9 protein-coding genes are annotated in these 12,049 nt (G+C 59.1%); 8 read left to right on the forward strand and 1 reads right to left on the reverse strand.

What is annotated here, in order from left to right:
* Positions 1–23: 23 nt before the first annotated feature.
* The 8 genes from J7412_RS11705 (at position 24) to J7412_RS11740 (ending at position 10,925) form a co-directional block, all read left to right on the forward strand.
* Positions 24–2,480 carry an FAD-dependent oxidoreductase gene (locus J7412_RS11705; RefSeq protein ID WP_209078826.1) on the forward strand — a complete coding sequence of 819 codons (2,457 nt, stop codon included), beginning with the start codon at positions 24–26 and terminating at the stop codon, positions 2,478–2,480.
* A complete protein-coding gene (locus tag J7412_RS11710; protein ID WP_209078827.1) occupies positions 2,471–3,574 on the forward strand; it encodes an enolase C-terminal domain-like protein in 1,104 nt (367 codons plus the stop codon). Before J7412_RS11705 ends, J7412_RS11710 begins: the two co-directional genes overlap by 10 nt.
* A 3-nt stretch (positions 3,575–3,577) precedes the next feature.
* Positions 3,578–4,855 carry an aminotransferase class III-fold pyridoxal phosphate-dependent enzyme gene (locus J7412_RS11715; RefSeq protein ID WP_209078828.1) on the forward strand — a complete coding sequence of 426 codons (1,278 nt, stop codon included), beginning with the start codon at positions 3,578–3,580 and terminating at the stop codon, positions 4,853–4,855.
* Between the two features lie 203 nt (positions 4,856–5,058).
* Complete coding sequence (locus J7412_RS11720; protein ID WP_209078829.1) at positions 5,059–6,051, forward strand: BMP family protein; 993 nt, start codon at positions 5,059–5,061, stop codon at positions 6,049–6,051.
* A gap of 39 nt (positions 6,052–6,090) precedes the next feature.
* Complete coding sequence (locus J7412_RS11725; RefSeq protein WP_209078830.1) at positions 6,091–7,608, forward strand: ABC transporter ATP-binding protein; 1,518 nt, start codon at positions 6,091–6,093, stop codon at positions 7,606–7,608.
* The gene (locus J7412_RS11730; RefSeq protein WP_348540502.1) at positions 7,608–8,681 is read left to right on the forward strand and encodes an ABC transporter permease; all 1,074 of its coding nucleotides are present in this window, start codon (positions 7,608–7,610) and stop codon (positions 8,679–8,681) included. The genes J7412_RS11725 and J7412_RS11730 overlap by 1 nt, the downstream gene beginning before the upstream one ends.
* A complete protein-coding gene (locus J7412_RS11735) occupies positions 8,681–9,622 on the forward strand; it encodes an ABC transporter permease (RefSeq protein ID WP_209079106.1) in 942 nt (313 codons plus the stop codon). Before J7412_RS11730 ends, J7412_RS11735 begins: the two co-directional genes overlap by 1 nt.
* A 10-nt stretch (positions 9,623–9,632) precedes the next feature.
* The gene (locus J7412_RS11740; protein ID WP_209078832.1) at positions 9,633–10,925 is read left to right on the forward strand and encodes an amidohydrolase family protein; all 1,293 of its coding nucleotides are present in this window, start codon (positions 9,633–9,635) and stop codon (positions 10,923–10,925) included.
* 39 nt (positions 10,926–10,964) lie between these two features.
* On the opposite strand, the gene J7412_RS11745 is transcribed toward J7412_RS11740, so the two are convergent.
* The gene (locus tag J7412_RS11745) at positions 10,965–11,972 is read right to left on the reverse strand and encodes an AraC family transcriptional regulator (protein ID WP_209078833.1); all 1,008 of its coding nucleotides are present in this window, start codon (positions 11,970–11,972) and stop codon (positions 10,965–10,967) included.
* Positions 11,973–12,049 lie beyond the last annotated feature (77 nt).

Raw genomic sequence — 12,049 nt, forward strand, 5'->3', positions numbered from 1 at the left:
AAATGCGCTAGGAGGAAGCGGACGTGGCAACGGAATTTCCTACTCAGGCACGTGTGGTCATTGTCGGTGGCGGTGTGATGGGCGTTGGGTTGGCCTATCATCTGGGCCATGAGGGCAGGGGCGCAGAGACGGTTCTGATTGAGAAGGCAGAGCTGACCAGCGGCAGCACCTGGCACGCGGCGGGGCAGATCACCCATTCGACATCCAGCTTTGGCCTTGGCAAATGTGTCGACTACAACATCGGGCTCTATTCCGGTGCGCTTGAGGCGGAGACCGGCCAGCCTGTGACATGGCATGGCTGTGGCTCGTTCCGGCTGGCCTATACCGAAGATGAAATGGACTGGCTGCGCCACACGTTGTCGGTGGGCCGCGCACTGGGGTTCAATATCTCGCTGGTCGGGCCAGATGAGATCGCCAAACACCATCCGTTTTACAATCTTGAGGGCGTTCTGGGCGCTCTGCACACGCCGGATGATGGCCATGTGGATCCCACAAATGTGACCATGGCCATGGCGGCAGGCGCACGTCAAAAGGGGGTGCGGATCATCCGCCATTGCCGCGCCACCAACATCACCCAGGCATCAAATGGCGAATGGCTGGTTGAAACCGAGCAGGGCACAATCCGCTGTGAGCATGTGGTGAATGCGGGCGGAACCTATGCGCGGCAGATGGGCGAATGGTCTGGGCTGCAGCTGCCGATGACCTCGATGACGCACCATTACTTTGTCACCGAACCTGTGCCGGAGTTTGCAGCGCTTGAGCGCGAACTGCCTGTGATCCGCGATGATCGTAAGGTCTCGGGCTATATTCGCATGGAGCAGAAACGCGGGCTGATCGGGATTTACGAGAAGAATAATCCGAATTCTGTATGGCATGATCACTGCCCTTGGGACTATGAAAACTGGCTGTTTGACGCGGATTATGACCGCGTGATGCCCTGGCTTGAGGAAAGCCTAAACCGTATGCCAATTTTTGCGGAATTGGGCATCCAGCGCGAGGTCCACGGCGCGATCAGCCATCCGCCGGATGGCAACCCGCTGATCGGACCTGCGCCGGGTGTGCGCAATTATTGGTGCTGCTGTGGCACGCAAATCGGCATCGGCTGGGGGCCGGGGCTGACCCGTGAGCTGGCGCGCTGGATGGTGCATGGGGCGGCGGATATCTCCATGCGGGAGTTTGATCCGCGCCGCTTTGGAAGCTACGCCAGCAAAGCATGGCAAGTCACAAAGGCGGAGGAAGACTACTGCCTGCGTCATGAGATCCCGTTTCCGCATTACAACCGCTTGGCGGGGCGACCGATCAAACCTTCGCCGCTCTATGAGACCTTGAAGGCCAAGGGCGCGGTGCATGAGGAAGTCTATGGTTTTGAGCGCCCGCGCTGGTTTGCACGGGGCGGCGTGGCGCAGCAGGATCACTATTCCTTCCGTCGTTCGGCAGTGGACGACGTCGTCGCTGCGGAGGTTAAGGCGGTACGTGAACGGGTCGGCGTCATGGATGTCACGGCGTTTACCAAAGTTGAGGTGTCCGGCCCGGATGCCTACGCGCTTTTGGACAGGCTGACCGCCAATCGGATGCCGCAGAAAGATGGGGCGATCACACTCACCCATATGCTCAATAAGCGGGGCCGGATCGAGTTGGAAACAACAATTCTACACATGAATAAAGATCGATATTATCTTGTTTGCGCTGCGTTTTTTGAACAACGCCTTCTGGACCATCTGGCGCACAGCCGCACCGATGAGCAGGTGGTGGTGACGCCGCTTTCAGAAGCCTGGGCCGCAGTGTCGCTCAACGGACCAAAGAGCCGAGACGTGCTGGGCGCTTGTACCGAGGCAGACTTGTCCAACGCTGCATTCCGCTGGCTGTCTGCTCAGGAGATCACCGTCGCGGGGCATCACGTCTGGGCGCTGCGCATGTCTTATGCCGGGGAGCTGGGCTGGGAGTTGCACATGCCTGCCGAGGCCTGCCTGGACGTTTACAACGCGCTTTGGGCTGCTGGCGCGCCGCATGGGATCGTGGATTATGGCAGCTTCACCATGAACGTGATGCGCATGGAGAAGGGCTTTAAAGGTGCCGGAGAGCTGACCAATGAGGTCACATTGGCGGAGGCAGACGTGTTGCGGTTTGTGCGCGCGGAAAAAGCGTTTCTCGGACGGGAGCTGACTCTGAACCATGATCTGCCTTGGGTCTGTGCTTACCTAGAAATTGAGCCTGACGGGCAGATTGACGGCCATGGCGGCGAGGCGGTTCTGCATAATGGTGAGGTGGTCGGGGCAACAAGCTCTGTCGCATATGGGCCAACTGTCGGCACAATCCTTGCCTTTGCCTATGTGAAACCCGCTGCCGCAGAACCCGGTACAGATCTGGAGGTGGTCATTCATGGGCAGCCGCGACAGGCGCGTGTGCTCGGGCAACCGGCCTATGATCCAGACAGTCTGCGCCCGAGAGCGGATGCGCGCGAGGTGGCCACATGTCCGTAGTCAAGCTTTCGCTCTGGTCCGTGGACCTGACCAGCCATGAAAACTACTACATGGCTGAGGGCAAAAGCTGCACAACCGTGGAAAGCCATGTGCTGTGTCTTGAGACAAAAGAGGGCCTGAAAGGGTGGGGCGAAGTCTGCCCGATCCCGCATTACCTGCCTGCGTTTGCAAAGGGTGTACCCAGTGCGGTTGTCGAGATGGCGCCGGAAATTTTCGGGGCCGAGTTGGCGGGCGTGGATGGGCTGATGCACCGGCTAGAAGCGCATCTAATCGGCCACCCGCATGCCAAATCGCTCGTCGATATCGCGCTTTGGGATCTTTGGGGGAAGATCACGGGGCAGCCGCTCTATGCCTTGCTTGGCGGGCGCACGCGGCGGGATATGCCGCTTTATCATTCGATCACCTGTATTGCGCCGGATGAGATGGCGAGGATCGCCAAGGAAGCATACGCCACAGGCATCCGGCAGTTTCAGGTGAAGCTTGGTGCGGATGCAGATTGGCAAGCGGATGCGGAACGTCTGATCAAAGTGCGCGAGGCGGTGGGTATGGGGCCGATTGTCTATGGCGACTGGAACTGCGGGGCAACGCGTCTGCAGGCGACGCGCACGGGGCGGGCGGTGGCGCATCTGGATGTGATGCTGGAGCAGCCCTGCAAGACGCTCGAGGACTGCGCGGCGGTGCGACAGGCCACAGGTTTGCCCATGAAACTGGATGAGGGCGCGTATGATCTCGCCACTTTGTTGAAAGCCTATGAGCTTGGCATCATGGATGCGGTGGCCCTGAAACTCTCCAAGTTTGGCGGACTATCCGTCATGCGCCGCGCGCGGGATCTCACGCTGCATCTTGGGGCTGAGATTTGTGCTGAATGCACCTGGGGATCAGACATTGTGACCGCTGCAGCGCTGCATTTTGCGGCCTCAACACCCAAAGGCGCGCTGCTGAACACCTGTGATCTTTCTGGCTATGTCAGCCCGCGATTGTGCCCTGAGGCGCCAACACGCAGCGCAGGCCGCATTGCGCCACCGGAAGGGCCGGGATTGGGGGTAACGCCGGATCTGGATGTCTTGGGATCGCCAATTTTAGAGCTGGAGTGAATGATGAACAGAGTGCACAGCCAAGCGGAGTGGATCGCGCGCGCGCAGGAAGTTCTGCCTGCAGCGGGATTTGGCAATTTTGACACCGACATCATCATCGCACGTGGTGAGGGCAGCCGGGTCTGGGATGAAAACGGCGAGGAATACGTCGACTATCTGATTGCCTCCGGTCCTATGCTTTTGGGGCATGGCCATCCGGAGGTTGTCGAAGCGGTGCTTGAGCAATTGCCGAAAGGCATGACGTTTTTTGCCAACAACGCCAAGGGCATCGCACTGGCAGAAGCGATCGTGGAGGCGGTGCCCTGTTTTGAGCAGGTGCGATTTGTCACCTCTGGCGGGGAGGCGGATATGTATGCCATCCGTCTGGCGCGGGCCTATACTGGGCGCGACAAGATCCTGAAGTTTGAGGGCGGCTATCACGGCATGAGCGCAGAGGCGCAGATGAGCCTTGCCCCGAGTAAGCGCGTGAATTTTCCGCAAGCTGTGCCTGACAGTGCAGGCATTCCGCAAGGCGTGGCGGATCAGATGCTGATCGCGCCCTTCAATGATCTGGACGCGGTGGCGGCGCTGCTCTCAGAACATGCGGATATCGCGGCAATCATTGTGGAGCCGCTGCAACGCATCATCCCGCCGGAGCCAAGATTCTTGCAGGGGCTGCGCGCGCTCTGTGACAAGCACCACGTGTTGCTGATCTTTGATGAAATTGTCACCGGATTTCGGCTGGCCTATGGCGGTGCGCAGGAGCGCTATGGCGTGACGCCAGATATTTGCACCCTTGGCAAAATCATCGGGGGCGGCTTTCCGCTCGCCGCGCTTGGCGCCAGTCGCGAGATCATGGCGCATTTTGACAAGCCCGTCATCGGCCCGGAAAAATGGCTCATGCAGCTTGGTACATTGTCCGGCAATCCTGTCGCCGCCACAGCCGGGCTGAAGACCATGGAGGTGCTGCGGCGGGAAGGCACCTATGACAAGCTGCGTGAAACCGGGCGCAGGCTGCAGGAGATGCAACGCACTGCGCTCACATCCGCTGGGATCACCCATCAGATCGTTGGAGATGAAACGCTGTTTGATCTCTATTTCACAGGATCACCTTGCCGGGATTATCGCAGCGCGCAGCACGATGTGCCGCAACAAAACGCGCTCTATAATGCCACCTTGCGCGCGCATGGCGTGTTTAAATCTCCGGGCAAACTCTACCCGTCTCTGGCGTTGACCGAGGATGATTTGGCGCTGACTGAGCGTGCTGTTTCTGAAGCCGTCAGGGCCATTACCGAAGGCTAGCCTTTGAAAAACCGAGTTCACAGCTCTGGGGCCGCCGCTATGCCTGCGCGACCCTTGGAAGCGCGCATATTTTGAGCGGTGCCATTTTTTTTGGCAAAGCTCTTGGGCGGCGGAGGAAATGTGTTAACGTGCTCCTACCTGAAACTTGACCAAGAAGTAAAAACACGAACGGTTGTTTCACAAGCCACCAACAGGGGAAAAAGATGAGTAAAATAGGCAATTTAAACCGGCGCTTATTGCTGGCGTCGGCATTGGGCTTTGGTCTGGTCGCTGGCGCAGGTGCGGCAGTGGCAGACGCGGTGAAAGTCTCTGCGATCTACACGCTGCCGGTCGAGCAGCAATGGATCAGCCGCATTCACAAGGCGCTGAACGCGGCGGCTGAGCGTGGCGACATCGAGTACACATTCTCTGAAAACGTGGCCAACTCCGACTATGAACGCGTGATGCGGGAATATGCGGAGCAGGGCGCGCAGCTGGTTGTTGGCGAAGTATTTGGCCTTGAGCGCGCCGCGCGCAAAGTGGCAAAGGATTATCCTGAAACCGCCTTCCTGATGGGCTCGTCCTTTGGTCCGGTCGCACCGAATTTCTCGGTGTTTGACAACTGGATCCACGAGCCGAGCTATCTCTCTGGCATGATTGCGGGCAAGGCGACCGAGAGCAATGTGATCGGCATGGTCGGCGGCTATGCGATCCCTGAGGTGAACCGCCTGATGCATGCCTTCATGGATGGCGCGCGTGAGGTGAACCCGGAGGTCACATTCATCGTGAATTTCATCGACAGCTGGTATGATCCGCCCAAAGCCAAAGAGAGCGCCTTTGCGATGATGGATGCAGGCGCGGACGTGATGTATGCCGAGCGCTTTGGCGTGTCTGACGCAGCGGTGGAACGCGGCGTGAAGGCCGTAGGCAACGTGATTGACACCTCCGGTGACTATCCGGGCACCATTCTGGCCTCAGCCCTGTGGCACATGGAAGCCACCATCGACAAAGCCATCGCCAACGTCAAAGGCGGCAGCTTTGAGGCGGCGGACTATGGTCAATACAGCTACATGGCCTATGGCGGCGGCTCTTTGGTGCTGGATGAGGCTTTGGTGCCTGCCGAGGTGGTCGACGCTGTGCGCGCCAAGGAGACCGAGATCATGGACGGCCTGTTCCGTGTGAACGTGAACGACGCACGCCCCGTGTCTGACAACTGATGACATAGGAGGCCGGCCATCCGCCGGCCTCACACATCCATGACACAGACAATTGTTCTATCCCTCAAAGGGATCTCCAAGCGATTTGGCTCGGTTGTGGCCAATGACGACGTGAGCCTTGATTTGCATCAGGGTGAGGTGCTGGCGCTGCTTGGTGAAAACGGCGCAGGCAAAACCACGTTGATGAATATGCTTTTCGGCCACTATTTGCCGGACAGCGGCGCCATTGATGTGCGCAACGAAATTGGCGCGATCGAGCCACTCTCGCTGGGCCATCCGCAGGCGGCGCTCTCTGCGGGCATCGGTATGGTGCACCAGCACTTTACCTTGGCTGAAAACCTCAATGCGCTCGACAATATCGTGCTCGGCTCTGAGCCGCTTTGGCGGTTGCGTCGCGACAGTGCCATGGCACGCAGTAAGATCGAAAAGATCATGTCTGACACAGGCTTGCAGGTCGCTCTGGATGTGCCTGTCGGGCGGTTGTCAGTGGGGGAACGGCAGCGTGTCGAGATCCTGAAGGCGCTTTACCGCGATGTGCGTATTCTGGTGTTGGACGAGCCGACCGCTGTGTTGACGCCGCAAGAGGCGGACACGCTTTTTGAGAACATCGGCGCGATGACCAAGCGCGGATTGTCTGTGATCTTCATTTCTCACAAGCTGCGCGAAGTGCTTGCGTTTTCCCATCGCATCGCGGTGCTGCGCCATGGTTTGAAGGTGGGCGAGATCGCCACCAAAGATGCGGATGAACGCAGCATTGCGCGCATGATGGTGGGCGCGGACACGCCCGAAACCCAGCGCGAGGACATGACGCCTGGCGCACCTATCATGACCCTAGAAAATGTCTCGGTGACGGGCCGCTCAAAACGCGACAGCCTGACCAACGTAAGTTTTCAGGTCGCGCGCCATGAAATCCTTGGCATTGCCGGTGTGTCGGGCAACGGGCAAAGCGCGCTGGCTGGGCTGATCTCCGGTCTGAACATCCCCAGCAACGGCGTGTTTAAGATCGACGGCGAAGCGATTGCCCATGGAAACCCCTCTGCGATGATCAAAGCGGGTGTGGGGCGCATCCCCGAAGACCGCCACCATGACGGCATCGTCGGCTCCATGAGTGTGGCCGAGAACATGGTGATCGAGCGGTTGAATGACCCTGAAGTGCAGTCCGGCGGCATTCTGAAACGTGAGGCGATCGCTGAGAACGCCGCGCGTTTGACAGAAGCCTATGATGTGCGTGGTCCAGGTGTGAGCGCGCGGGCACGGCTGCTGTCGGGCGGCAATATCCAGAAGCTCATTCTGGCGCGGGTGTTTGAACAATCGCCCAAGCTCATTCTGGCCAACCAGCCGACGCGGGGCCTTGATATGGGGGCTGCTGCTGAGGTGGCGCGGCGCTTGCTTGAGGCGCGCAAACAAGGTGCCGGTGTGGTGCTGATCTCCGAAGATCTGGACGAGCTGCTTGGTCTGTCGGACCGGATTATGGTGATCCACGACGGTGAGCTGATCGAAGCCTTTACAAGAGACCGAGAGGAAATCGGCCTGATGATGGCAGGAGAATACGAATGATCCGCATCGAGCCACGAAATGCGCCGTCGCGCGCTTTGACACTGGGCATTCCGGTGCTGTCAGCCTTGATAGCCTTGGCCTTAGCCGCCGTACCGTTAATGTTTGCCGGAGCCAATGTTGCCACGGCATACGGCGAAATGTTCCGAGGAGTCTTTGGCTCCACTTTTGCTTTCACCGAAATGCTGACCCGCGCGACGCCTTTGATCTTCACCGGGCTCGCCGCAGCACTCGCGTTCCGCGCGCGGCTTTGGAACATTGGTGCCGAAGGCCAGCTTTATCTTGGTGCCATGGCCGCTGTTGCCGTGGGTGCCGGGTTTCTAGATGTGCCTGCCATTGTGTTGGTGCCAACCATCATTCTCTGCGGTTGTGCCGCGGGGGCAGCGGGCATGGTGGCCTCCGCTGCGCTGAAGACCCGCTTTGGCGCGGACGAGGTGGTGACCACCTTGCTTTTGAACTTCATTATCTTGATTTTCCTACAATATATGCTGGAAGGCCCGTTGCAGGATCCCATGGGACTGGGCTGGCCACAAAGCGCGCCCATACTGGATCAAGGCATGTTGCCGCCGCTGATGGAGCGGATGCGCGTGCACAGCGGGCTGATCATCGCGCTCTTCTGTGCGGTGGTGGCGCAATTCATGCTCACCCGCTCCGTTTGGGGCTTCAAATTGCGCGCGGTTGGTGAAAACGCCGCTGCCGCACGCCATGCGGGCATCCCGGTAAACCGCACCATGATGAGCGTCGCCATTGTCTCCGGTGCGTTGGCTGGCATGGCTGGCGTAAGCGAAGTGGCGGGGCTGAAAGGTTATCTGACCGCCGATCTGTCGCCGGGTTTTGGCTACACCGGCATTGTGGTTGCAATGCTTGCCGGGCTGTCGCCGGTGGGCGTGGTGATCTCCGCCCTGTTCATTGCGTCGGTCTTTGTTGGGGCAGATTCCATGAGCCGCGCCATGGGCGTGTCGTCTTATCTGGCGGATCTGGTGGTGGCGATGTCTTTGCTCTGCGTGTTGATCGGGGGCTTCTTCGCCCGGTTCCGCATTGCGCACGTGACTTCCGGCAAAGGAGAAGTCGCATGATGGATATTTTGAACATCCTGTTGAGCGAAAGCTTCTGGGCTGCCTCTCTGCGCATCGCAACCCCGCTGATATTCGGCGTGCTCGGCGCGCTGCTTTGTGAGAAGTCGGGCGTGTTAAACCTCGGTATCGAGGGGATTTTTGTCGCTGGCGCCATGTCGGGTTGGATGGCTGTCTGGCTGGGCGCAGGTCTTTGGGGCGGGGTCTTGGTCGCCGCAGGAGCGGGGGCTTTCTTTGGCCTCATTCACGCATTGCTGACCGTGCCACTGGGCCTCAGCCAACACGTTTCGGGCCTCGGAGTGACGCTGTTTGCGACCTCAGTGAGCTATTTCACCTACCGCACCGCCTTGCCCAATGTCTCTTCACCACCACGCATCGAGCCCTTCCGTGCGCTTGATATTCCGGTGCTGTCTGACTTGCCGTTTCTGGGGCCTATGCTGTTTCAACAGACAGCGCTGACCTGGCTCGCGCTGCTGATGGTCGTGGTCATTTGGTATGTGCTGTACCGCACCCCGCTTGGCGTTGCGATTCAGGCCGTGGGCGACAATCCGGACAGTGTCGATGCGCAGGGGCTTTCTGTCTATGGCCTGCGCATTGGCGCGGTTGTGGCCGGCTCCGCGCTGATGGCGCTTGGCGGCGCGTTCCTCACCATGTCGGCCTTTGATGCCTTCTTCTTTGGCATGGTGAACGGGCGCGGCTGGATCTGCATTGCGCTTGTGATTTTCGCAAGCTGGCGGCCGGGCAAAGCGCTGTTGGGGGCCTTGCTGTTTGGGGCATTTGACGCGCTTCAAGTGCGGCTGCAAACCGAAGTTGGCGCCGTGATCCCGAGCCAAGCGTTTCTGGCCGCACCTTATGTGTTGTCCATTATTGCCCTTGTTGTGGCCGCCCGCCGCGCTGACTATCCGCGCGCGCTTCTGGCGCCATGGTTCAAAGGCCAACGTTGAGGATTGAGAGATGTTTGATCTGATTGTCAAAAACGCCACGCTGCCAGATGGGCGCAAGGGGCAGGACATCGCCGTGAAAGGCGGGATGATTGCCGCTGTTGAGGCGGGCATCACAGCTGAGGCCAAGGAGGTGATCGACGCAGGCGGAAACCTTGTGTCGCCGCCCTTTGTGGATCCGCATTTTCATATGGATGCCACTCTGTCACTTGGCACGCCGCGCATGAATGTCTCCGGAACACTGCTGGAAGGCATCGCGCTTTGGGGTGAGCTGAAACCCATCCAGAGCGTTGAGGACATCATCGCACGTGCCATGCGCTATTGCGATCTGGCGGCCTCTATGGGGCTTGGTGCGATCCGCACCCATGTGGACACCTGCGACGACGAGCTTAAAGGGGTCCAGGCGCTGCTGGAGGTGCGCGAGCAGGTCAAGGACTACATCGATTTGCAGCTCGTAGCATTCCCACAAGACGGCGTGCTGCGCGATCCGACAGCGATGGCCAACACCATTCGTGCGCTTGATATGGGCGTGGATGTGGTCGGCGGCATCCCGCATTTTGAGCGTACCATGGCAGATGGCGCAGAGTCCGTGCGTCAGCTTTGTGAGATTGCGGCAGAGCGCGGTCTGATGGTCGACATGCATTGCGACGAAAGTGACGATCCGCACAGCCGCCACATCGAAACGCTGGCCTATGAGACCCAGCGGCTGGGGTTGCAGGGCAGGGTGGCTGGCTCTCACCTGACCTCCATGCACTCAATGGACAACTACTATGTGTCCAAGCTGATCCCCTTGATGGTCGAAGCAGGCGTGCACGCGATCCCCAATCCGCTGATCAACATCATGTTGCAGGGCCGTCATGACACCTATCCCAAACGCCGAGGCCAGACCCGTGTGCGGGAGCTGCGCGATGCGGGTATCACCGTGGGCTTTGGATCTGACTGTGTGATGGACCCGTGGTATTCGCTTGGTAAGGCGGACATGCTTGATGTGGCCTTCATGGGGCTGCACGTCGGCCAGCTGTCGAGCCGCGAGGATATGGCCTGGTGCTTTGAGGCTGTGACCACCAACTCCGCCAAAATCATGGGGCTGGAAGGATACGGTCTGGCCCCGGGCTGTCGCGCCAATATGGTGCTCTTGCAGGCCCAAGACTCGATTGAAGCGATCCGCCTGCGGGCGCATCGTCTGGCGGTGATCCGCAGCGGCAAGGTGATTGCACAGAACGTACCGCAGGTGACAGCGCTGTCTCTGCCCGGCCGCCCAAGCCATGTGGATCCGGCAGCCTATGCGCCGTCCTCTGACAGCTAAAAGCCCGCACGCGCCGAGAGCATATCTTGGCGCGTGATCTTATGCAGAAATGCGGTAAGCTTTGGGGGTCTTACCGGTGCAGCGCTTAAAGGCGCGCACAAAGCTTGCGGTTTCCGAGAAGCCCAGAACGCGGGCGATCTCTTCGATGCTCAGATCCGCCTCGCGCAAGTATTTCACCGCAAGTTCGGTGCGCGTCATATCGACAATCTCGCTAAAGGTGGTTTCTTCGCGCTTCAGATGCCGACGCAGGGTGCGGCTCGTGAGGTTCATACGGTCAGCAATCTCTTCCATGCTGGAGGACAAATAACCGCTTTGCAGCAGGGTATTTCGAACCTGCGCGGAGATGGCATTTTGTTGGCTAAGCTCGGAAAGCTCCCTTTCGCACATCTGCACAACGCTCTGAAATGTCACAGTGTTTCCGCGCTCAAGTGGGCGCTCAAACCAATCGGGCGACACATGGAAGCGGTTTTGCGCGGCCCCGTACCGGATCTCTTTGGCGGCCTCCGGCGGCAAAGTGTAATCACCGTCCTCAGGATAGCGCAGCTCAATCAGGTCTGAGTGAAACCGATCCCCGACCACATCATTGTGCAGTGCATTGAAGATGCCCATCTGCAGGTTCACAAGGAAGGTGTAAAACGCCCGATCCGCATAAGCCGCGCCAAGCGGTTCTGCTTCCCATCCCTGTGCGCCGTCTTCAAAGGAAAACGCCAGCCGGGACGTCGGTGCCGCCAGATGATGAAACTTGCGCGCGAAAGCCACGGTCTCGAGATAGTTTGTGCTGCAAAGCACCGCGTAACCGTACATGCCATAAGCAGAAATCCGGATGTGGCTGCCGATTTCATACGGCAAATGCGGGTGCCAGAACCGTTCAGAGATATTCCTGAGGGCATGCAATATCTGCGCGGACGAGACGCGTAGAGCGCCGTCTTTCAATGCATTGGGTTCCAGCTCGGTGCCTTCAAAGACATGCGCCGTGTCGATGCCCCGTTTTTCCAATGCTGCCAAGGCCGCGTTGAGCTTGGCCGTATGGTAGATCTTGTCTTCCAAAACTGCTCCAGTACGTCCGCAAACGCCCTATGCAAAAGGCGATCGTCACAGTGCTTCACATATGTCCGATTTTTCCA

It is taken from the genome of Shimia sp. R9_3 (assembly GCF_017743755.1).
In the GTDB taxonomy this organism is placed as follows: domain Bacteria; phylum Pseudomonadota; class Alphaproteobacteria; order Rhodobacterales; family Rhodobacteraceae; genus Shimia.

Bases quoted from the DNA above. Each gene is read 5' to 3' on its own strand.
- J7412_RS11715 (WP_209078828.1), top strand. From the start codon at position 3,578: ATGAACAGAGTGCACAGCCAAGCGGAGTGGATCGCGCGCGCGCAGGAA.
- J7412_RS11735 (WP_209079106.1), top strand. From the start codon at position 8,681: ATGGATATTTTGAACATCCTGTTGAGCGAAAGCTTCTGGGCTGCCTCT.
- J7412_RS11720 (WP_209078829.1), top strand. From the start codon at position 5,059: ATGAGTAAAATAGGCAATTTAAACCGGCGCTTATTGCTGGCGTCGGCA.
- J7412_RS11725 (WP_209078830.1), top strand. From the start codon at position 6,091: ATGACACAGACAATTGTTCTATCCCTCAAAGGGATCTCCAAGCGATTT.
- J7412_RS11710 (WP_209078827.1), top strand. From the start codon at position 2,471: ATGTCCGTAGTCAAGCTTTCGCTCTGGTCCGTGGACCTGACCAGCCAT.
- J7412_RS11740 (WP_209078832.1), top strand. From the start codon at position 9,633: ATGTTTGATCTGATTGTCAAAAACGCCACGCTGCCAGATGGGCGCAAG.